Genomic DNA, 20207 nt, shown 5'->3' with positions numbered 1-20207 from the left:
CTATCGACACTCTTTGTGTCAATATATATGCTCGCCGCTCGTGGGTAAGGGGTGGCGGGCATGCGGGTTTTGAAGGGGTTCTGCGCGGTGGCTCTGGTCCTCGGGCTGACCGTCGCCGCTCTGTGGTTCTTCCGTTTCGACCTGATCATCCTCTACGCCCGCGCGCAGCAGCCGAAGATCGAGGCCTATCGCCCCGTCAGCTGGAGCCAAGGTCCGACCGTGTCGACCGCGGCGGCCGAGCGCCCGCCGAATGTCGTGTTCATCCTGGCTGACGACCTGGGCTACAACGACATCACGTTGAACGGCGGGGGCGTGGCGGGCGGCGCGGTTCCGACGCCGGCCATCGATTCCATCGCCCGGCAAGGCGTGACCTTCGCCAACGGCTATGCGGGAAACGCCACCTGCGCGCCGTCCCGCGCCGCGATCATGACCGGGCGCTACGCCACCCGCTTCGGTTTCGAATTCACGCCCACGCCCGTGGCCTTCTCGCGTGTCGTCGGCGGGCATGCGGGGGATCCGCTTCACCCGTCGCGCTTCAACGCCGCGGAGGTCAAGAACGTCCCCAAGGACGACAACACCGAGGCCGTGCCACCGACGGAAGTCACGATCGCCGAGGCCTTGAAGACCCGCGGCTATCATACGGTTCATCTCGGCAAGTGGCACCTGGGCGGGATCAAGGGCTCTCGTCCGGAGGACCAGGGCTTTGACGAGAGCCTCGGCTTCATGGCGGGCGCGTCGTTGTTCGCGCCCGTCGGCGACGCGTCAGTCGAGGAGTCGCGCCAGGATTTCGATCCGATCGACAAGTTCCTGTGGGGCGCGCTGCCCTTCGCGGTCCAGTACAACGGCGGGCCGCTCTTCCATCCGAACGCCTACATGACCGACTACCTGACCGATCAGGCGGTCGCGGCGATCGACGCCAATCGCAACCGGCCCTTCTTCCTCTACCTGGCCTACAACGCCGTCCATACGCCGCTCCAGGCGCCCAAGGCGGACTACGACGCCCTTTCGGGGATCAAGGATCACCGTCTGCGGGTCTATGGCGCGATGGTCCGCAACCTCGATCGCAATGTCGGTCGCGTTCTCCAGGCGCTGAAGGACCGGGGTCTCGACGACAACACCCTGGTGATCTTCACCTCCGACAACGGCGGCGCCAACTATGTGGGCCTGCCGGATCTGAACCGGCCCTATCGCGGCTGGAAGGCGACCTTCTTCGAAGGCGGGATCAAGGTGCCGTTCCTGTTGCGCTGGCCCGCCCAACTGCCGCCCGGCGCCGTCTATCGCAGCCCGGTCGGCCACGTGGACATCTTCGCCACCGCCGCCGGCGCGGCCGGCGCCCGCCCACCGGCGGGCCGGGTCATGGACGGCGTCGACCTCGTCCCGTTCGTGAAGGGCCAAGCGGCGGGTGATCCGCACAAGGCGATGTACTGGCGGTCGGGCCGCTACAAGGTGGTGATGGCCGGCGGCTGGAAGCTGCAGGTCGCCCAGGAACCAAAGAAGATATGGTTGTTCGACTTGGCCACCGATCCGACGGAGCGGCGCGACCTTTCCAAGGCGCGTCCGGACAAGGTTCGCGAGCTGACCGCGATCCTGGCCCAACTGGATAGCCAGATGGCCAAGCCCGCCTGGCCTTCGTTGCTGTCCGGCGCGATCTATATCGATCATCCCGGCGACCAGTCGCCCAAGCCCAGCGATGAGTACATCTATTGGGACAACTGACGACGCTGCGCCTGTCGGTCGTCGGCGGGGTCGTCGCCTTGTCGCTGGCGGCGTGCGGCCCGAAGGCGCCCAAGGCTTGCCTGGCCGACCTTCCGATCCCGGATCCCGCTCACCGCACCGCCGGCATGGTCCGGGTGGCCGGCGGTGACTTCCTGATGGGAGGCGCTCCGCTCAGGTCAGAGGAGGGGCCGCCGGAGACGGTTCGTGTCGCCCCGTTCTGGATCGATCGCACCGAAGTCACCAACGCCGCCTTCGCGCGGTTCGTCGCGGCCACGGGGTATCGCACCGTGGCCGAGCGACCGCTCGATCCCGCGCGCGACGCCCCATTGTCGGCGGCGCAGCGGCGTCCGGCCTCGCTCGTTTTCGTGGGGGAAAAAGGAGCGAGGTCGGACGATCCTTCGCAATGGTGGCGGGTGATCCCCGGCGCCGACTGGCGGCGCCCGGAAGGGCCTGGCTCCAACATTCGAGGCAAGGAAGCCTGGCCCGTCGTGCACATCGCCTGGGAGGACGCCATGGCCTACGCGCGCTGGCTGGGCCGCGACCTGCCGACCGAGGCGGAATGGGAATACGCCGCCCGGGGCGGCCTGGTCGCAAAACGCTATGTCTGGGGCGACCAGTCTCAAACCCCCAAGCAACCCCGCGCCAACACCTGGCAGGGCGTCTTTCCCGCGCAGGACCTCGGCGATGACGGCTTCAAGGCGAGACCCGCGCCCGTGGGCTGCTTTGCGCCGAACGGCTATGGTCTCTCGGACATGGCCGGCAACGTCTGGGAGTGGACCAAGGACTGGTTCAAGCCTGGGCTGGAGCCCGCCAGCGTGATCGAGATGGGCGGGCCGCCTGAAATCCGCGCCCTCGATCCCGACGAACCGGGCGTGGCCAAGCACGTGATCAAGGGTGGGTCGTTCCTCTGTACGGACGACTATTGCTTCCGCTATCGCCCGGCCGCGCGCACCCCCGGGCCGCCCGACAGCGGAGCCTCCCACATCGGCTTCCGTACGGTCCTGCGGGAGCGCTAGAAGCCCGGTCCCGGCCGGGTCCGGATGTTCAGCTGACCCGCCAAGCCCGCCTTGCGGTGGTGTTCGATGGCGTGCATCTCGGGCGACATCGCCATGGCCTGGAACGCGGCCAGGGTCGGGTATTCGGCCAAGGCGACCGCGTCCCAAAGCTCTTCGACCTCGCCCAAGAGCAGGCCGGTGACCGCGCCGCTGTAGCGAATGCGCCCGCCCAGGCCTTCGACGAGCTTCCGCACCGCTTCGCCGTAGCGGGCGTAGGCCTCGCGGCCGGAAAGGTGGCTGTCGGAGCCGTCCGGATACTGGGCCTTCTCGTGGAACTTCAGCAGGTTGACCATGACGAACGGCCCGTCTTCCGGCGCGCCGAAGAATTCGGCGATCTGAGGGGGCTCGGGGAAAACGGCGTTGACGACCCTCACGCCACCGCCTCCGGCTGTGGCAGGGACGCGACGAGCTCGTCCAGCAGGGCGGCGATCTCGGCCGGAGCGTCCTCCTGGATGAAGTGTCCGCCCTTCAGCGTGACGTGCTTGGACTTTTGGGTCGCCGGCACGCGCGCCTGGAAGATGGCCTCGCCGCCGCGCGTGATCGGGTCGGCGTCCGAGAAGGCGGTCAGGAACGGCTTGTCGAAGCGTTCGAGCACTTTCCACGCCGCCTCGTTTTCGGCGATCGAGGCGTGCTCGGGCGTGATCGGCACCAGGGCCGGGAACTGTCGGGCGCCTTCCTTGTAGCTTTCGTCGGGGAAGGGCGCGTCATAGGCGGCGCGTTCGGCGTCCGAGAGGTCGCGCGACGTCCCGCCGTTCAGAATGAAGCCGATCGGCAGTTCGGGCACGTTCTGGCTGAAGTTCAGCCAGGCCTCGAAGCCCTCTGTCTTGCCCTGGCCGACCGGCATGCCGGTGTTGGACACGACCACCGCCGCGAAACGCTCCGGAAAAGCCGCCACCAGGCGCAGGCCGATCAGTCCGCCCCAGTCCTGGCAGAAGAGGACGATGTCCTTGAGGTCGTTGCGGACGAGCCAGTCGCTCATCCAGGCCACGTGGCGCTCGTAGGTGTAGTCGCCGCGCGAGGCGGGCTTGTCTGAGCGCCCGAAGCCGACGAGATCGGGAGCGACCGCGCGGCGGCCTCTGGCCACGAGATCGGCGATGATCTTGCGGTACAGATAGGCCCAGGAAGGTTCGCCGTGCATCAGCAGGATCGGGCGCTGATCGCCAGGACCCTCGTCGACATGATGGAGGCGCAGACGGGTTCCATCCGGATCGGTGATCTGGGTGTAGCGAGGCGCGAAGGGCCAGTCAGTCAGCCCCTCGAACCGTTCGTCCGGCGTACGCAGCACGTCCACGGCGTCTCTCCCTCCGCATAACGGTGTTTTGACACAATGAGTGTCATTATCTGGCTGGCTGTCAAGAACCAGAGGCCCGTTGGCGGTGGCGGTCGCCTTCATCCGGGGCTAAGCAAGGGGAAGGAGGGTCTTGGCCTTGGACCGCGCGCGCTATCTTCTTTCTCAGTCGCATGCCGACGAGCCGTCCGTTGACGGCCGACGTCGCCGGGGACAGGACAGTCGCGCCCGCATTGTCCAAGCCATGCTGGATCTCGTGCGCGAAGGTCATGTTTCGCCCTCGGCCGAACTGGTCGCCGCGCGGGCGGATGTCGGCCTGCGCACTGTCTTTCGGCACTTCAAGGATCTGGAGAGCCTGTATCGCGAGATGTCGGGCGTCATCGAGGCCGAACTGCTGGCCTTGGCCGAAACGCCGTTCAAGGCCACCAGCTGGCGCGAGCGGGTGCTTGAGTTGGTCGAGCGTCGCGGATGGGCCTACGAACGGATCGCGCCCTTCAAGCACGCGTCGGAGGTCCACCGCCACCAGTCCCCGACTCTGGCTCTGGACAACGCCAAGTTCGTCGCGGGCGCGCGGGACATCCTGAGGCGTGAGCTGCCGGCCAGCCTGGCCGACGACCGCGATCTTTTCGAGGCCATCGACCTGCTTCTGAGTTTCGACGCTTGGCGTCGCCTGCGGCGGGACCAGCAGCTTGGCCCGCGTGACGCCACCGAAGTCCTTCAGATGTCGATCCAGACGCTGCTGAGACAAGCCGAACGCGGCTGAGGGTCTCGGGGGCGGGGAAGGGGCCGGTCGAAGCTGCTCAAACTCCGACCGGCAGACACCCGATCGTAAGGGGCGATCGGTGTCCTTACGTAGAAGGGACGTCGCCGTTTGCGCGAGACCTCCATCGCCCTTCCGAGGATCGCGAGAAAATTCTTTATCCTTCGATGGTCGCGCCTTGCGACGAGCGTCCTGACACGATGTGTCAGCAGGGCGAGCCAGAGCGGCTTGCCAGCGCAGGTTGGAACGCCGAAGTTTCGCGGGCGTTGTCGTCGCCTGGATGGGCAAGCGTTATCACGTCCCGAGGAGCCGCCATGACCCCCGACGATCTGCCTGTCCTCGATCTGGCCGACGTCGAGGCGGCCGCCGCGCTCGAGCGCTACCGTCGTGTCCGCCGACGCACCGAAACCTTGGCCGCGCCGTTGTCCCCGGAGGACCAGGCGGCCCAGTCCATGCCCGACGCCAGCCCCACCAAGTGGCATCGCGCCCACACCACCTGGTTCTTCGAGACCTTCCTGCTGGCCCCGTTCCTGCCGGGCTACGCGGCCTATGACCCGGACTACGGGTACCTTTTCAATTCCTACTACGAGTCCGTTGGACCTCGGCAGCCTCGACCCCAGAGGGGCTTGCTGACGCGGCCCTCCGCCCAGGCGATCGGCGCGTATCGCGCTCACGTCGACGCGGCGATGGAGCGTCTGCTGGACGGGCCCCTGACCGAAGAGATCAGAGAGCGCCTCGACCTTGGTCTGGCGCATGAGGAGCAGCACCAGGAACTGATCCTGATGGATATCCTGCACCTGTTCGCGCAGTCGCCGCTCAGTCCCGCCTATCACGCTGGCGGTCAAGCCCGCCGCGCCGATCCTGGACCGCAGCGCTTCCACCGTTACGCGGGCGGGCTGGTCGAGATCGGGGCCGACAAGACTGGCTTCGCATTCGACAACGAGCGACCCCGGCATCGGGTCTATGTCGCGCCGTTCCGCTTGTCGGACCGTCTCGTGACGAACGGGGAGTGGATCGCCTTCATCGAGGCCGGCGGCTACCAGCGCGTCGACCTCTGGCTCTCCGAGGGCTGGAGCACCGCCCAGGCGGAGGGCTGGATCGCCCCGGCCTATTGGCGGCAGGAAGATGACGGGACCTGGACCACCATGACCTTGCGCGGCCGCGGGCCTGTGGATGTGGCCGCGCCCGTGCTTCACGTCAGCTACTATGAGGCCGCGGCCTTCGCCGCCTGGACTGGACGTCGCCTTCCCACCGAGGCCGAATGGGAGGCCGCCGCGACGGCGTCGGGCGACATGGGTCTGCGCCAGCTCTACGGCTCGGCTTGGCAGTGGACCTCCAGCGCCTACACGGCCTACCCGGGCTTCAAGCCGGGGGCTGGCGCGCTTGGCGAGTACAACGGCAAGTTCATGGTCAATCAGATGGTGCTGCGAGGCGGCTGCGAAGCGACGCCGCCCGCGCATTCGCGCGCGACCTATCGCAACTTCTTCCACCCCGACCGACGCTGGATGTTCGCGGGCGTGAGGTTGGCGGACGATGATCGTCTGGCCGAGGTGACGCCTGGAAACCCCTTCCTCGACGAAGTGATCGGCGGGCTTTCGGCGACGCCCAAGACCTTGCCGGCCAAATACTTCTACGACGCGGAAGGCTCGCGCCTGTTCGAGCAGATCTGCGCGCTGCCGGAATACTATCTGACCCGCACCGAGACGGCCCTGCTGCGCGAGATCGCGCCGGAAATCGCTGCTCGCATCCCCGATGGCGCGGCCCTGGTGGAGTTCGGCAGCGGCGCCAGCACCAAGACCCGCATCCTTCTGGACGCCGCGCCTCAGGTGAGCGTCTACGCGCCGATCGACATCAGCCCGACCGCCCTGGACGAGGCCGCCGCGAGCCTGCGAGCGGACTATCCCGACCTGATCGTTGCGCCTCTGGTCGAAGACTTCACGCAAGCCTTGACCCCGCCGGAGGGCGCGCGCGGGCGTCCGCTGGTCGGCTTTTTCCCCGGCTCAACGATCGGCAATTTCGCGCCGGACGAGGCCGAGGCCTTGCTTCGCCAAGCGCGCGCCTTGCTGGGGGAGGACGCCATGTTCGTCGTCGGCGCCGACGTCGCCAAGGATCCCGCGGTGCTGATCCCGGCCTATGACGACGCCCAGGGCGTCACGGCGGCGTTCAATCGCAACGTGCTGGTCCACATCAACCGCGAGTTGGGCGGGACCTTTGACCCTGCCGCCTTCGCTCACCGCGCGGTCTGGAACGCCGCCGAAAGCCGGATCGAGATGCATCTCGAGAGCATCCGCGATCAGATCGTCATGGTCGGCGATCACGGCTTCCGCTTCGCCGCCGGCGAGACCATCCATACCGAGAATTCGTACAAGTATCGGCCGGAGGCTTTCGAAGCCATCGCGCGTCGCGCGGGTTGGACCGTGACGCGCCGCTGGGTCAGCGCCGACCCCACCTTCGCCGTCTATATCCTGGCCGCCTAATCGGCGCGTTCAGGCAGGCACGAAAAAACGCCGGTTCCGAGAGACTCGGAACCGGCGCATTCGAACCGTGGTTCGATCACCTAAAGCCCGCGCTCGCCGGGACGGCCGCCGCGCGAGGAGGACCCGCCCTTGCGACCGGCGTTGGCGGCCAGGTCTCGATCCTTGGCGAAGCTGCGCTTTTCACTCGGCACGCTCGCTCCGCCTTTCCTGGCGATCTCGCGACGGCGTTCCGGGTCCATGGCGGCGAAACCGCGACGACCGCGGGGACGTTCGCTATCGGTGTCCATCTGGGGCTCCTAGTCGGGACTGGTCACAGGCGGTACGAGCGAGGGCGCGGCGCCATAGGGACGGTCGTCCCCAGGATCGACCGGCGGCGAGGGCTGGGGCTCCTCGACGGGGATGACGCCGGGCTCGTACTCGGGCGGCTTGGGCTCGATCGGGGGCGGGGCGTCTGGGTCGGTCATTTTGGCGTCGTTTCCTGCGCGTTCCGGTGAAGTAACCAGCGAGCACGCTTTCGGTTCACCATGAAGCCGCACTAATTACGCCGGATCCGGAAATGTCCGCGCTCAAGGAGACGCCTGAGAATGCCGCGCAACACCAAGCAGACGCCTTCCCGAGCCATGTCCCATTGGCGGCTGATGGCCGCCTTCGCGACCGGGATCATCGTCTGGATCACGGCGAACTATTTCGGCGCGCCGCGCGGAGCTCGGCTGTTGCTGGCCTGGGATGGCGGCGCGATGGTCTATCTCTTGACGATGTGGAGCCTTTTTATCCGGTCCGACGAGGCCGAACTTCGCTCGCGCGCCAGCCGCTATGACGAAGGCGTGCCGGTGCTGATGCTGATCGTCCTGGCCGCCATCGTCGCCAGCCTGGGGGCGGTGATCGATGCGATGATCGTGGCGAAGGCCGCGCAGAGCGGCGCCAAGGTCCTGATCGTGGCCAGCGCCGGCGCCACACTGATCCTGTCCTGGCTGGTGCTGCAGACCGTGTTCGTCCTGCACTACGCTCACCGCCATTTCGGCGCGGGGAAGGGCAAGGGAGGCATCCAGTTTCCGGGCGAGCAGCCCACCAGCTACCTCGACTTCGCCTATCTGGCCTTCAGCGTCGGCGCGACTTTCCAGGTGTCGGATAACAACATCCTGACCTCGAAGCTCCGCCGTCTGGTGACCGCCCACGCCGCCGCCGCCTATTTCTACAACACGGCGGTCCTGGCTCTGGGCATCAACATCATCGCCAGCCTCGTCGGAGGCTAGTCTACCGGCGAGGTGGTCGACCGCCGCGCTTGCCGCGATCCTTGCCGCCTTCGGCCATCTGCTGGGCCGGGGTCTTGGGAAGCTCCTCGAGTTTCAAGACGCCGTCCTTGTCTCGGTCGAGCAAGGCGAAACGCGTCTTGGCGGCCTTGGTCGCCTCGTCCCGGGTGATCCGCCGATTGAAGTCGGCGTCGGCGCCCATGACGGGCTCGGGCTCGGCGATCAGCGCGTACAAGGAAGCCCCCTGCAGCATGTTGGCGCCGCCGCTCCGTCGCCCGCCGCTCGGTCCGTCGCCGCCGGGACCACGACCACCGCCAGGCGGGCCGCCGCCGCCGCCGCCCGGACCCTGGCCCATCGGGCCACGCCGCATCGTCGGCGCGGCGCCGCCGACGATCTCCGGCGCGATGCGGGTCTCGTACGCCGAGACCTCGAAGCCATCGATGACGCCGTCATGGTCGGCGTCGACGACCGCGAAGAAGCGCAGGGAGTCCGCGACGAACTCTTCGCGGCTCACCGCGCCGTCATGGTTGGCGTCGGCGCCGGCGAACCATGTCGCGACGGGATAGGGCTGGCCGGGCGGCGCGCGGAAAGGCTCGCCGGCCGGACTGATGAACAGCTGCGGCCCGCCGCCCGGTCCGCCCGGGCCACCACGGCGGGGTGGTCCGAAGTCAGGGCCGTCTGGCCCGCCGCCGGGGCCGCCTTCGGGAGGGCCGCTGGCGCAGGCGGACAGGGTGGCGGCCAGTATCGCGGTCAGGGTGAGGGCGCGAAGCGTCATCGAGGCGGTCTCCATCGCCAAGCTTTGAAGACCTTTCCGATTGCCGGGCAATGTCAGGCAGGGGCGGCGAGTTTGCGGGCGCGCAACAATCAGGCGCCGTTCGCAAGCTTCAGGCGGGCAGGCGCACGCTGGCCCGCAGGCCGCCGTCCGGACGATTGGCCAGGTTGACGTCGCCGCCGTGAGCGCGGGCCAGCGACCGGACGACGGCCAGGCCCAAGCCCATGCCGCCGGTTTCGCGGTTTCGCGAGGGCTCGCCGCGATAGAAGGGTTCGAACACCCGCTCCAATTCGGCCGGCGGCACGCCTGGGCCGTCGTCATCGATTTCGATGATCGCCATGCCGTCCTCGGCGTAGACCCGCCCGCGGGCGGCTCCGCCATATTTCAAGGCGTTGTCGATCAGGTTCTGCACCAGGCGCTTCAGCGCGACCGGATCGCCCTCGATCACCGTCTTCTCGGCGCGCTCGACCGTGGCGTCGCCGCCGGTCTCCGCCGCCTCGTCCATCACGCTCTCCAGCAGCGAGGCGAGTTCCAGCTTGGTTCGCTCGGCCGGGCGGTTGGTGTCGCGGACGAAGCCGAGAGTCGCGGCGATCATCGCCTCCATCTGGTCGATGTCGGCGGCCAGCTTCGGACGGATGTCGTCGGGCGCGGCCTCGATGCGGAACTTGAGGCGCGTGAGGGGCGTGCGCAGGTCGTGGGCGATGGCGCCGACCATGGCCGTGCGGTCCTCGACGTAACGCCGCAGCCGCTCCTGCATCATGTTGAAGGCCGAGGCCGCGGCGACGACCTCGGTAGAACCGGACAGGTTGAGGGGCGGCGTGCGCGGGTCCTTGCCCAGGCGCTCGGCGGCGTCGGCGAAGGCGGTGATCGGTTGCGACAGGCGACGGGCGAACAGCCAGGCCAGCGGCGTCACGGCGATCACCGACAGCAACAGGATCAGCAGGATCCGCTGCTGCCAGCTGTCGAGGCGGAACGTGGGCTTGGGTTCGACCACCAGCCAGTGACCGTCGCTCTGACGCACGCCCAGTTTGAAATCGCCGAAGATCAGCGGTTCGTCTCGGCCTTGGCCACGAGATCCCGGGGGACCGCCGGAGCCTGGCTCCCGCGCGAACGGCTCTCGAGGAGGGCGGCCGTTCGGCGGAGGAGGGCGGCCGTCATCCGCCGTCTTGGGCGGGTTCACCGGCGTGCGGCGGACGAAGAAGCGCGGACCGTTGTCGATCTGCAGCTCGACGCGATTAGCCGGAACGCCAATCGCGCGCGCGATGCCGGCCTTGAAGTCGGCGCGGCGGATGCTGTCGGGTCCGTTGGACCGTAGCGCGCTGCGCTCCTTCACCACCAGCAGTCGCCCGTCGCGGGGCTGGACGGACTGGCCGCTCTTGAGCGCGCGAACGATCTCGGCGGAGCGATAGAACTCGGGCGGCGGCGGCGGCAGGTTGAAGATGACCGCGATCGCGATCAATTGGGCCGCCACCAGCGTGACGATCACCAGACCCAGGGCCTGCACGAACAGCGGCGCGCCGCGCCGAAACATCGTCATGGGGTGCGCACGACCTTGGCGGTGAACATGTAGCCCTCGCTGCGGATCGTGCGGATCAGCTCGCCGCCGCCGCCGTCATCCAGCTTGCGCCGCAGCCGGCTGATCTGGACGTCGATGGCGCGGTCGTAGGCGTCGCTGTCGCGGCCCCGGGCGAGGTCCAGCAGCTGGTCACGAGTCAGGACGCGCTGCGGCCGCTCGACGAAGGCGCGAAGCAGCGAGAATTCCCCGCTGGACAGGTTCACGACCACCGACTGCGGCGAGCGCAGCTCGCGGCGGACGAGATCCAGGCGCCAACCGGCGAACTCGCAGGCCGCGCCCATGGCGTCGTCGGCCACGCGGGGCTCCTGACGTCGGCGCAGCACGGCCCGGACGCGGGCCAGCAGCTCGCGCGGGTTGCACGGCTTGGGCAGATAGTCGTCGGCGCCGAGTTCGAGGCCGACGATCCGGTCGGTTTCCTCGCCCATGGCCGAGAGCATGATGATGGCGGGACCGTCCGCGGCGGAGGACAGGCGGCGGCAGATCGCCAGGCCGTCTTCGCCGGGCAGCATGACGTCCAGCACGATCAGATCGATCGGGCCGCGGGCCAGGACCTGCTCCATGGTGCGGGCGTCTTGCGCCGTTTCCACCGCATAGCCGTGGCGGCTGAGGAAGTCCGACACCACGTCTCGGATGCCGGGGTCGTCATCGACGATCAGGATACGCGGCGCCGCGCCGCGAGGGGCGTCAGGATCGCCTTGGACGGTGGTTTGGGCATTTTCCATATGCGCTTTCCTGTCACGGCCCCGTCACGCTCTGATTTCATCTCTGCAACAGGTGCGCAACCCTGCCATGCGATCAGGTGTCGCACCGGCGGCTGTTCCCCCACCCTGCAACCGTCGGCGTCTGGGTCCGGTCGGCTTACACCCCCCTTAGCGGATCGGACCCAGACGGCTAGCCTGGAGAATGGTTCGCGGGCGCGTGATAGGCGGCGCCCTCGGCCTTCATGGCCGCCACCGCTCGATCGCCGACGAACGGATTGCCGCGCCGCTCGGCCCCGAAACTGGACATCGGCCCGTGACCCGGGACGAAGCGTACGTCGTCGCCCAGCGGCCACAGCTTTTGCGTGATGGCGTCGATCAGGTCCTGGTGGTTGCCCATCGGGAAGTCGGTGCGGCCGATAGAGCCTTGGAACAGCACGTCGCCGACCTGGGCGAACTTGGTTTCCCGATGGAAGAACACCACGTGGCCGGGCGTGTGACCGGGGCAGTGCAAGACCTCGAACTCGGTCTCGCCCAGCGTGACCTTGTCCCCGTCATGCAGCCAGCGATCCGTCACGAAGATCCGGGCCTCGGGCATGCCGTACATCTCGCCGCTCTGCTGGATGCGGTCGATCCAGAACTGGTCGGCTTCGTGCGGGCCTTCGATCGGGACGCCGGTGCGGACCTTTAGCTCGGCCGCGCCGCCGGCGTGGTCCATGTGGCCATGGGTGATCCAGATCTTCTCTAGCGTCAGCCCCTTGTCGGCCAGCGCCTTCAGCAGACGATCTACCTCGCCGCCCGGATCGATGATCGCGGCCTTCATGGTCTTGGTGCACCAGACGATCGTGCAGTTCTGCTGCAGCGGCGTGACGGGCGCGATCACGGCGGCGATGGGCATGGTCATCGGGCGACCTCCAACGAAAAAGGGCGGGAGCCGAAGCGCCCGCCCTTCTGACCTAAAGCCTCTCGGCCCAAGATCAAGCCAAGCCTGTTAGTCGCGCTCTTCCTTCGAGCCCGGCGCCGGGGCGCCCGGCATCGGCGGCACGGGGCCGGCCGGCGCGTCGGGCGACAGTTCCGGCACCTCGGTCACGCCGCGGCCGACGTGGCTCTTGCGGTAGCCGTAGGCGAAGTAGATCACCAGGCCGATCGCGCCCCAGATGGGCAGCACGGCCATCGCCTCGACCGGCAGGTTGAAGTACAGCACCGCGCAACCGACCATGGCCACAGGGGCGACAACCCAGATCAGCGGCGTCTTGAACGGACGCGGACGGTTCGGATCCTTCACGCGCAGCACCATCACGGCGATCGACACCATGAAGAAGGCGAACAGCGTGCCCGAGTTCGAGATGTCGGCCAGCTGACCGACCGGGAAGAACGCCGCGGCGATCGCGACGAACACGCCGGTGACCATCGTCACGATGTGCGGCGTCTTGAACTTCGGGTGGATGCTGGCCAGCTTTTCCGGCAGCAGGCCATCGCGCGCCATCACGAAGAAGATGCGGGTCTGGCCGTAGATCATCATCAGGATGACCGAGGGCAGGGCGAGGTTGGCCGCCAGGCCCAGCAGGTTGCCAATGACGGGGAAGTTGATCTGGCGCAGCACGTGGGCCAGGGCCTCGTTCGAGCAGACCAGCACGTCCGCGTTGGCGGGCAGGGCGCAGGCGGCGACAAAGGCGGCCGAGCCGGGCTGCACGGCCGAGCCGTCGGCGCCGAGCACGGGCTGAGCGCCCATGGCGCCGATCGCGCCGGCCGCGACCAGCAGATAGAAAAACGTGCAGATGCCCAGCGAGCCGATCAGGTCGATCGGAACGTTGCGCTGCGGGTTCTTGGTTTCTTCGGCGGCGGTCGACACCGCGTCGAAGCCGACATAGGCGAAGAAGATCGACGCGGCCGCGCCGACGATGCCCATGCCGGTGGTGCCGGCCGGCCCAAACCAGCCGTTCGGGGCGAAGGGCGAGAAGTTGCCGGTCTTCAGGACGGGCAGGGCGAGGGCGATGAACACCGTCAGGGCGGTCACCTTGATCGCCACCAGGGCGGCGTTCACGGTGGCGCTTTCGGTGGTGCCGACGACCAGCAGGGACGTCACGGCCAGCGCCACGACGATGGCGGGCACATTGACGATGCCGTGGCTGAAGTCGGCGACCGGCATCCAGCCGTTCATCGACCACGCGGGGCCTTGCCTTAGGAGCTCGGGCCACTGGAAGCCGAGCGCGTTTTCAATCAAGCCGAGGAAATAGCCTGACCAGCCGGCGGAGACGGCGCTGGCCGCGACGGCGTATTCCAGGATCAGCGCCCAGCCGACCATCCAGGCCAGAAGTTCGCCCATGACGGCGTAGGAATAGGTGTAGGCCGAGCCCGAAACGGGAACCATCGAGGCCAGTTCAGAATAGCAGAGCGCGGCGAAGGCGCAGACGGCGCCCGCGATCACGAAGCTCCACATCATGCCGGGGCCGGCCTTCTGCGCCGCGGCGGCGGTCAGAACGAAGATGCCGGTGCCGATGATCGCGCCCACCCCCAGCAGCGTCAGCTGCACGGGACCTAGCGAGCGATGTAGGGATTTCTTCTCGGCCGTCGCTAGGATCGCATCAAGCGATTTTACGCGCCACATAGTTCCTCCTGGATAGGCAAGACTCCCCCTGGGGTCGCCTTTGGAAAATTTTGCGGACCGTGACCCGTTTATGAGCATGGGGTCAAGGCCAGGCGGTGGAAGCGCGTAAATGTTCTCCGCGCACGTGACTAGTCCAGAGATGCTTGGCGTGAAGCGGCGCGGCCAGTAAAGCGGGCGCGATGTTGCCCATTTTCGAGGCCCTTCCGGCGCTGAAAGGCGCCCTGAACGCGCGGGAGAGCGCCGTTCTCGTCGCCCCGCCGGGCGCGGGCAAGACCACGGCCGTTCCCTTGGCGCTCTTGGAAGAGCCGTGGGTCGAGGGCCGCAAGCTGATCGTGCTGGAGCCCCGACGCCTGGCCGCGCGCGCCGCCGCGTCGCGCATGGCCGCCAATCTCGGCGAATCCGTTGGCGAGACCGTGGGCTTCCGCGTGCGGCTGCAGTCCAAGGTGTCGGCCAGGACGCGGATCGAGGTGGTCACCGAGGGCGTCTTCACGCGGATGATTCTCGACGACCCCGGGCTCGACGGCGTCGCGGCGGTCCTTTTCGACGAGTTCCACGAGCGCAGCCTTGACGCGGATCTGGGCCTAGCCTTCGCCCGCGACGTCCAGAGCGTGCTGCGCGACGACCTGCGTCTGCTGGTCATGTCGGCCACGCTGGACGGCGCCCGCATCTCGGCCCTGCTGGGCGATGCGCCGGTCGTCGAGAGCCAGGGGCGGATGTTCCCGGTCGACACCCGCTATCTCGGCCGCGACGAGCGCCAGCGATTGGAAGAACGTGTCGGCCGCGCCGTCGAACGAGCCCTGGCCGAAGAGAGCGGCTCGGTCCTCGTCTTCCTGCCGGGACAGGGCGAGATCCGCCGGACGGAAAGCTGGCTGAACGAGCGACTTCGCCGTCCGGACGTCGACATCGCGCCGCTGTATGGCGCGCTCGAGCCGGCCGCGCAGGACCGCGCGATCTCGCCGTCGCCCGCCGGGCGCCGCAAGGTCGTGCTGGCGACCTCGATCGCCGAGACCAGCTTGACCATCGAGGGCGTACGGGTGGTGATCGACGCGGGGCTGGCCCGCGTTCCGCGCTACGACCCGGCCTCGGGCATCACGCGGCTGGAGACCGTGCGGGTCAGCCGCGCCGCCGCCGACCAGCGCCGAGGTCGCGCCGGCCGGACCGAGCCCGGCGTCTGCTACCGTCTGTGGGACGAGCCCGAGACCCGCGCGCTTCCCGCCTTCGCCCGTCCCGAAATCCTGGAGGCGGACCTGTCGCGTCTCGCGCTCGATCTTGCCCGTTGGGGCGCGCGAGACGCGGACGGCCTGACCTTCCTGGACCCGCCGCCGGCGGCCGCCTTCGCCGAGGCGCGCGGTCTGCTGACGCGCATCCAAGCGCTGGACGCCCAAGGCGACCTCACGTCCCACGGCAAGGCGCTGGCCGAGATGCCTCTGCCGCCGCGCCTGGCGCACATGGTCGTGCGGGGCGCCGCCTCCGGCCAGGCGCGCGAGGCGGCCGAGGTCGCCGCGGTGCTGACCGAGCAAGGGCTGGGCGGCAAGGATGTCGACCTGCGTCGGCGGCTCGAAAACCTGCACCGCGACCGCTCGCCGAGGGCCCGCGACGCCATGGCCCTGGTCGAGCGCTGGAGCCGCGCGGCCGGGAAGCCCTCCGGCGCTAAAGAGCTTGAGGTCGGCCTGATGCTGGCCGAGGCCTATCCCGAGCGCGTCGCCAAGGCGCGCGGCAAGCCCGGCGAATTCCAGCTGGCCGGCGGTCGCGGCGTCTATCTGGAACCGACTGATCCGCTGGCGCGAGAATCCTGGCTAGCGGTGGGCGAACTGGGGGGCGGCGACAGCCGCGACCGCGTCCTGCTGGCCGCCGCCGTCGACGAGGCCGAGCTGCGCGAGACCTTCGCCGACCGCTTGGTCGCCGAGGACCGTTTGGAGACCACCGGCGGCAAGGTGCGCGCCAAGCGCCTGCTGCGGCTGGGCAAGCTCGTCCTGGAAGAGCGACTGATCGAGAACCCCGACCCCGCGATGATCGCCGGCGCCCTGATGGATCAGGTTCGCGCCGAGGGACTGTCGGCTCTGCGCCTGGGCGAGCGCGGCAGGGCGCTGCTGGACCGCGTGGCCTTCCTGCGTTCGGTGGATGGCGACGAATGGCCCGATCTGTCGGAGAGCGCCTTGGTCGAGCGCCTCGACGATTGGCTTGAGCCGCTGCTGGCCGGTCGCTCATCGCTCTCCAGCCTGGACGAGGGAACGCTGCACGACGCCCTGAAGACGCTAGTGCCTTGGGACCTGCAGCGGAAGATGGACGCGCTGCTGCCGGCACGCTTCGAGGCGCCGACCGGCAACACCTTCGCCATCGACTATGCCGCGGAGGGCGGGCCTCGCGTCGAGGTGCGGGTGGGCGAGCTCTATGGCCTCTCCGAACACCCCAGCGTGGCCGGCGGCAAGGTGCCGCTGACGCTCTCGCTGCTGTCGCCAGCCCACCGTCCGATCCAGATCACCAAGGACCTGCCGGGTTTCTGGAAAGGCTCCTGGCGCGAGGTGAAGGTCGAGATGAAGGGGCGGTATCCGCGGCACGTCTGGCCGGATGATCCCGCCAGCGCGGCGCCGGTGACCCGGGCGAAGCCGCGAGGGACTTGAGGGGCGGTATGAGAAATCCTCCCCCTAGCGGGGGAGGTGGCGCGAAGCGCCGGAGGGGGAAGTGCCTGAGAGCCTGCCTCTTCCCCCTCCGTCGCCTCTTCGAGCCGACACCTCCCCGCTAGGGGGAGGATTTCGGCCAATGCCTTACCCCGTCACCGTATAAATCATGATCCCCGTGGCCACGGACAGGTTCAGGCTGTCCGCCCGGCCGCGCATCGGGATCTTCACATTCACGTCGCATGCCGCCGCCAGCTCGGGGGGCAGGCCTTGCTGCTCGTTGCCCATCAGGATCAGCGACGGCTTCACGTAGTCGGCGGACTTGTGGTCGACGGTGGCGGTCAGCAGCGTGCCGACCACGCTGCCGGGCCAGGTTTCGCGCCAGGCGAGGAACTCGGGGATGGTGGCCTTGGCGATCTTCACGGCGAAGATCGAGCCCATGGTCGCGCGGACGCCCTCGACCGAATAGGGATCGACGCAGTCGCCGACCAGGATCACCCCGCCGCAGCCGGCCGCGTCGGCGGTGCGGATCACGGTGCCGAGGTTGCCGGGGTCGCGGACCGCCTGCATGGCCACCCAGCAGGGCGCGCTTTCGGGGACGATGGCCGTCAGCGGCGTGAACACTTGACGGAACACGGCCACGACCGCCTGAGGATTGTCGCGGCGCGAGACCTTCTCGAGGATTTCGCGATTGACCTCAATGACTTCGCCGCCGGCCTTGAGGCAGGCCGCGACCGCCTTTTTCAGCATCGGATGGTCGGCGGCGTCGGGGCCGTACATGACGATTTTCGGCGCGTGGCCGCAGTCGATCGCCTCGATGACGATCTTCAGGCCCTCGGCCAGGAACAGGCCGCTCTCCTCGCGCTCCTTGCGCATGTGCAGGGCGCGGACGGCCTTGACGGTGGCGTTGGTCAGGGAGGTGACGGTCTTGGTGCTCATGTCCCTCAGCCTTCAGACGACCAGCGGGCGAAGAACGACAGGCCGATCTGCCGGTCGCCCTTGTCCTCGACGAGCGAAAGCTCGCCCCAGTCGATGACGCCGCCCCGGCCTTCCAGCTCCTGGGCCAGAAGGCCCGACATCGCCGCGCCCGAGACGCGGGCGGCGTAGGCGTTCATCAGCAGGAACGAAGCGTCTTCGCTGAGCAGGGCGGCGACATCGCGGGTCAGGCCGGCCAGATCCTCGAACAGGCGCCAGACCTCGCCATCGGCGCCGCGGCCGAACTTGGGCGGGTCCAGGATGATCCCGTCATAGACATTGCCGCGCCGGACCTCGCGGGCCACGAACTTGCGGGCGTCCTCGACGATCCAGCGGATGGGCTTGTCGGCGAGGCTGGCGAAGGCGGCGTTCTCGCGCGCGAAGCCGACCGACTTCTTGGAGGCGTCGACATGGGTGACGGCCGCGCCGGCGGCGGCGCAAACCAGCGAGGCCACGCCGGTATAGCCGAACAGGTTCAGGATCTTGGGTTGGCGGCCTGAGGTCTTGGCGAAAGCGCGCACGCGCTCGTCCTGCCAGGCCCAGTTGGCCGCCTGCTCGGGGAAGAAGGCCAGGTGGCGGAAGGGCGTGAACTGGCCGTGGAACTTGGCGCCGCCCCAGGCCAGCGGAAACTTTTCGATCGGCTTGCCCTTGAAGCGCCAGCGGCCCGCCTCGTCCTCGTCGGTCGGATCGAACACGGCGTCGGCGTTGTCCCAGACCTTCTGGTCCAGGCGCGGCGCCCAGAAGCACTGGGGCTCGGGACGCACGACCGTGTAGCGGCCGTAGCGCTCCAGCTTCTTGCCGTGGCCGCTGTCCAGCAGGGCGTAGTCCGCCCAGCCGGTGGTGCGCATGACGATGGGGGCGGGAGCGATCTTCGGAGCCATCGCCCGCCCATACCTTCTTACAGCCGGACCCGTCCAGAGCGCGGGACGTGCAGCGTCTTGTCCCAGCGGTGCGGATCGGTCACGAACTGATGCAGCGCCTTGGCCGCCGCCACGCCCTGCAACAGCCAATAGATCGGCATGCCGAAGAGGTGCAGGGCCTTGGGCGCGCCGTTCGCGCGCAGGACGCCGCGCGCGCCGGCGAGGGCGGCCGAGCTCCAGCCCAGGGCGTAGAGCACGAGGTCGGCGGCCGGGATCTCAAACCGCCCGTCGGGCCAATAGTCGACCGCCGCCGCCACGATCGCCACCGCCATCACGGGGCCATGAAGGTGCGAGGAGGCTACCGATTGAGCCAGGGTCACGACCAGCGCCGTGGCGTTGCGAGCCTGCCGGACGATGCGACCGCGCGAATGGACCGCCAGGGTCTGCATGTGTCCCTTGATCCATCGCGCCCGCTGCGGGAGCCATTGGCTCCACCGCGTCGGGGCGGTCTCCCAGGTCGGCTTGGAAATGACGCCCAGCGTGTAGCCGGCGGCGGCCAGGCGGAACCCGACGTCCGCATCCTCGGTGACATTGTAGGCGTCCCAGGCGCCGATCTCGCGCAACGGGGCGACCTTGAAGTGATTACTGGTCCCGCCCAGAGGAAAAGCCAGGCCCCATCGCGCCAGCGCCGGCAGCAGCACCTCGAAGTGGGCGGCGTATTCCAAACGGAACTGTGAGGGAAGAAAGAGCGAAAAGCCTGGATCTTCGATCCGCAGCGGCGCCTGCAGGCAGGCCAGCCTCGACGGTGAGACGGCGAACCGCGCCGCCGCCTCGCGCAGCTGTCCCGGATCGGGCATGTCCTCGGCGTCGTAGATCACCACCAGATCGCCACGGGCCCGCTCGAGGGCGTGGTTGCAGGCGCGGGGCTTGGTCTTCGGCGTTCCAGGGGGAACGACCAGCACCTGCGCGAAGGCCGGCAGGTCCAGGGCGCGCACGGCCGCCAGGGTCTGGGTGTCGTCGGCCTCGAGTACGATCAGCGCCTGCAGCCGGTCGCGCGGGTAGTCGATCGCGGCCAGGTTCTCCAGCAGTTCGCCGACGACCTCGGCCTCGCGATAGAGCGGCGCGATGATCGTATAGGCGGGTAGGTCCGCGTCGGCCAAAGGCGGCGGCGGCCGCGTCGCCAGCGGCGTGCAGGCGGCCGCCAGCCGCGTCATGCCGCCCAGCAGGAACACGGCGAAGAACAGGTGGTGCACGCCCACCAGCCCGCTCGCCGGCGCCAGCGCCATGCCGATCGCGACCACGAGCCCGACGATACAGATGGCCGCCGCCTGCCTGCGTGACAGCGAATGGTGGGCCCCGTCCCGGTCGGGCGCCGCCAGCGGCTCTGCGGCGACATAGGCCTGGCCGAGCGCCGCTTCAGCAGAGAAAGCCTGAAATCCAGGCGCAGGTCCGCCCGCCGGCGCAAGCGCCGGGTCTAACCGTCCTTCTTCACGCGCCATCGTCGCCCCAAGACGCAAGATCGCCCCAACGGCGTGGATAACGATATCTCAACCA

The 20207-nt window shown here is 68.5% G+C and carries 18 protein-coding genes; 6 read left to right on the top strand and 12 right to left on the bottom strand.

Annotated features, from left to right (window positions below; genetic code table 11):
- Positions 1 to 60: 60 nt before the first annotated feature.
- Both CSEG_RS13570 and CSEG_RS13565 read left to right on the top strand, forming a co-directional pair.
- Positions 61 to 1716, top strand: a complete 1656-nt coding sequence (locus CSEG_RS13570) for a sulfatase-like hydrolase/transferase (RefSeq protein ID WP_013079810.1) — start codon at positions 61 to 63, stop codon at positions 1714 to 1716.
- Complete coding sequence (locus CSEG_RS13565) at positions 1704 to 2732, top strand: formylglycine-generating enzyme family protein (protein ID WP_013079809.1); 1029 nt, start codon at positions 1704 to 1706, stop codon at positions 2730 to 2732. The genes CSEG_RS13570 and CSEG_RS13565 overlap by 13 nt, the downstream gene beginning before the upstream one ends.
- Here CSEG_RS13565 and CSEG_RS13560 read toward each other — a convergent pair.
- Both CSEG_RS13560 and CSEG_RS13555 read right to left on the bottom strand, forming a co-directional pair.
- Positions 2729 to 3145 carry a DUF1330 domain-containing protein gene (locus tag CSEG_RS13560; protein WP_013079808.1) on the bottom strand — a complete coding sequence of 139 codons (417 nt, stop codon included), beginning with the start codon at positions 3143 to 3145 and terminating at the stop codon, positions 2729 to 2731. The two genes, CSEG_RS13565 and CSEG_RS13560, sit on opposite strands and share 4 nt — an antisense overlap.
- Positions 3142 to 4062: a haloalkane dehalogenase gene (locus CSEG_RS13555; protein ID WP_013079807.1), complete on the bottom strand. Its 921-nt coding sequence runs from the start codon at positions 4060 to 4062 to the stop codon at positions 3142 to 3144. The genes CSEG_RS13560 and CSEG_RS13555 overlap by 4 nt, the downstream gene beginning before the upstream one ends.
- A gap of 241 nt (positions 4063 to 4303) precedes the next feature.
- On the opposite strand from CSEG_RS13555, the gene CSEG_RS13550 reads away from it, so the two are divergent.
- Both CSEG_RS13550 and egtB read left to right on the top strand, forming a co-directional pair.
- Entirely contained in the window at positions 4304 to 4822 is a 519-nt protein-coding gene (locus CSEG_RS13550) for a TetR/AcrR family transcriptional regulator (RefSeq protein ID WP_407642758.1), read from the top strand.
- 311 nt (positions 4823 to 5133) lie between these two features.
- A complete protein-coding gene (gene egtB / locus CSEG_RS13545) occupies positions 5134 to 7296 on the top strand; it encodes an ergothioneine biosynthesis protein EgtB (protein WP_013079805.1) in 2163 nt (720 codons plus the stop codon).
- An 80-nt stretch (positions 7297 to 7376) separates the two neighbouring features.
- Here the strand turns inward: egtB and CSEG_RS13540 are convergent, their stop codons facing one another.
- Positions 7377 to 7583 (bottom strand): con-10 family general stress protein, encoded by a 207-nt coding sequence (locus CSEG_RS13540; protein ID WP_013079804.1) that lies wholly within the window; start codon positions 7581 to 7583, stop codon positions 7377 to 7379.
- Between the two features lie 9 nt (positions 7584 to 7592).
- Entirely contained in the window at positions 7593 to 7760 is a 168-nt protein-coding gene (locus tag CSEG_RS22600) for a hypothetical protein (RefSeq protein ID WP_013079803.1), read from the bottom strand.
- 120 nt (positions 7761 to 7880) lie between these two features.
- Here CSEG_RS22600 and CSEG_RS13535 point away from each other — a divergent pair, with 120 nt between their 5' ends.
- On the top strand, positions 7881 to 8549 hold the full coding sequence (locus tag CSEG_RS13535; protein ID WP_013079802.1) for a DUF1345 domain-containing protein: 669 nt from the start codon (positions 7881 to 7883) through the stop codon (positions 8547 to 8549).
- 1 nt (position 8550) lies between these two features.
- On the opposite strand, the gene CSEG_RS13530 is transcribed toward CSEG_RS13535, so the two are convergent.
- From CSEG_RS13530 to CSEG_RS13510, 5 genes are all read right to left on the bottom strand, one after another.
- Positions 8551 to 9321, bottom strand: a complete 771-nt coding sequence (locus CSEG_RS13530; RefSeq protein WP_013079801.1) for an EF-hand domain-containing protein — start codon at positions 9319 to 9321, stop codon at positions 8551 to 8553.
- Positions 9322 to 9430: 109 nt separating this feature from the next.
- Positions 9431 to 10855 carry an ATP-binding protein gene (locus CSEG_RS13525; RefSeq protein WP_013079800.1) on the bottom strand — a complete coding sequence of 475 codons (1425 nt, stop codon included), beginning with the start codon at positions 10853 to 10855 and terminating at the stop codon, positions 9431 to 9433.
- On the bottom strand, positions 10852 to 11616 hold the full coding sequence (locus CSEG_RS13520; protein WP_013079799.1) for a response regulator: 765 nt from the start codon (positions 11614 to 11616) through the stop codon (positions 10852 to 10854). The genes CSEG_RS13525 and CSEG_RS13520 overlap by 4 nt, the downstream gene beginning before the upstream one ends.
- A gap of 169 nt (positions 11617 to 11785) precedes the next feature.
- Positions 11786 to 12496, bottom strand: coding sequence for an MBL fold metallo-hydrolase (locus CSEG_RS13515; protein ID WP_013079798.1), 711 nt, complete (start codon positions 12494 to 12496; stop codon positions 11786 to 11788).
- 87 nt (positions 12497 to 12583) lie between these two features.
- Positions 12584 to 14200: an amino acid permease gene (locus tag CSEG_RS13510; protein WP_013079797.1), complete on the bottom strand. Its 1617-nt coding sequence runs from the start codon at positions 14198 to 14200 to the stop codon at positions 12584 to 12586.
- A 179-nt stretch (positions 14201 to 14379) separates the two neighbouring features.
- Between CSEG_RS13510 and hrpB the strand changes: the two genes are divergently transcribed.
- On the top strand, positions 14380 to 16821 hold the full coding sequence (gene hrpB / locus CSEG_RS13505) for an ATP-dependent helicase HrpB (protein ID WP_013079796.1): 2442 nt from the start codon (positions 14380 to 14382) through the stop codon (positions 16819 to 16821).
- A 144-nt stretch (positions 16822 to 16965) separates the two neighbouring features.
- On the opposite strand, the gene CSEG_RS13500 is transcribed toward hrpB, so the two are convergent.
- Genes CSEG_RS13500 through CSEG_RS13490 form a run of 3 tightly spaced genes read right to left on the bottom strand, consistent with a single transcriptional unit; the run spans position 16966 to position 20152 of the window.
- Positions 16966 to 17757: a TrmH family RNA methyltransferase gene (locus tag CSEG_RS13500; protein ID WP_013079795.1), complete on the bottom strand. Its 792-nt coding sequence runs from the start codon at positions 17755 to 17757 to the stop codon at positions 16966 to 16968.
- Positions 17758 to 17762: 5 nt separating this feature from the next.
- Positions 17763 to 18674 (bottom strand): class I SAM-dependent methyltransferase, encoded by a 912-nt coding sequence (locus CSEG_RS13495; RefSeq protein WP_013079794.1) that lies wholly within the window; start codon positions 18672 to 18674, stop codon positions 17763 to 17765.
- A 17-nt stretch (positions 18675 to 18691) separates the two neighbouring features.
- Positions 18692 to 20152, bottom strand: coding sequence for a glycosyltransferase (locus CSEG_RS13490; protein WP_013079793.1), 1461 nt, complete (start codon positions 20150 to 20152; stop codon positions 18692 to 18694).
- Positions 20153 to 20207 lie beyond the last annotated feature (55 nt).

Source organism: Caulobacter segnis ATCC 21756, from assembly GCF_000092285.1.
Taxonomy (GTDB): Bacteria; Pseudomonadota; Alphaproteobacteria; order Caulobacterales; family Caulobacteraceae; genus Caulobacter; species Caulobacter segnis.
The sequence above is the reverse complement of the archived record's forward strand: the minus strand, read 5'-3'. Positions and strand labels throughout refer to the sequence as shown.

Excerpts from the sequence above, each read along its gene's own strand:
- CSEG_RS13570 (WP_013079810.1), top strand. The coding sequence starts at position 61 with ATGCGGGTTTTGAAGGGGTTCTGCGCGGTGGCTCTGGTCCTCGGGCTG.
- CSEG_RS13550 (WP_407642758.1), top strand. The coding sequence starts at position 4,304 with ATGCTGGATCTCGTGCGCGAAGGTCATGTTTCGCCCTCGGCCGAACTG.
- egtB (WP_013079805.1), top strand. The coding sequence starts at position 5,134 with ATGACCCCCGACGATCTGCCTGTCCTCGATCTGGCCGACGTCGAGGCG.
- CSEG_RS13540 (WP_013079804.1), bottom strand. The coding sequence starts at position 7,583 with ATGGACACCGATAGCGAACGTCCCCGCGGTCGTCGCGGTTTCGCCGCC.
- CSEG_RS22600 (WP_013079803.1), bottom strand. The coding sequence starts at position 7,760 with ATGACCGACCCAGACGCCCCGCCCCCGATCGAGCCCAAGCCGCCCGAG.
- CSEG_RS13535 (WP_013079802.1), top strand. The coding sequence starts at position 7,881 with ATGCCGCGCAACACCAAGCAGACGCCTTCCCGAGCCATGTCCCATTGG.
- CSEG_RS13530 (WP_013079801.1), bottom strand. The coding sequence starts at position 9,321 with ATGACGCTTCGCGCCCTCACCCTGACCGCGATACTGGCCGCCACCCTG.
- CSEG_RS13525 (WP_013079800.1), bottom strand. The coding sequence starts at position 10,855 with ATGACGATGTTTCGGCGCGGCGCGCCGCTGTTCGTGCAGGCCCTGGGT.
- CSEG_RS13520 (WP_013079799.1), bottom strand. The coding sequence starts at position 11,616 with ATGGAAAATGCCCAAACCACCGTCCAAGGCGATCCTGACGCCCCTCGC.
- CSEG_RS13515 (WP_013079798.1), bottom strand. The coding sequence starts at position 12,496 with ATGACCATGCCCATCGCCGCCGTGATCGCGCCCGTCACGCCGCTGCAG.
- CSEG_RS13510 (WP_013079797.1), bottom strand. The coding sequence starts at position 14,200 with ATGTGGCGCGTAAAATCGCTTGATGCGATCCTAGCGACGGCCGAGAAG.
- hrpB (WP_013079796.1), top strand. The coding sequence starts at position 14,380 with ATGTTGCCCATTTTCGAGGCCCTTCCGGCGCTGAAAGGCGCCCTGAAC.
- CSEG_RS13500 (WP_013079795.1), bottom strand. The coding sequence starts at position 17,757 with ATGAGCACCAAGACCGTCACCTCCCTGACCAACGCCACCGTCAAGGCC.
- CSEG_RS13495 (WP_013079794.1), bottom strand. The coding sequence starts at position 18,674 with ATGGCTCCGAAGATCGCTCCCGCCCCCATCGTCATGCGCACCACCGGC.
- CSEG_RS13490 (WP_013079793.1), bottom strand. The coding sequence starts at position 20,152 with ATGGCGCGTGAAGAAGGACGGTTAGACCCGGCGCTTGCGCCGGCGGGC.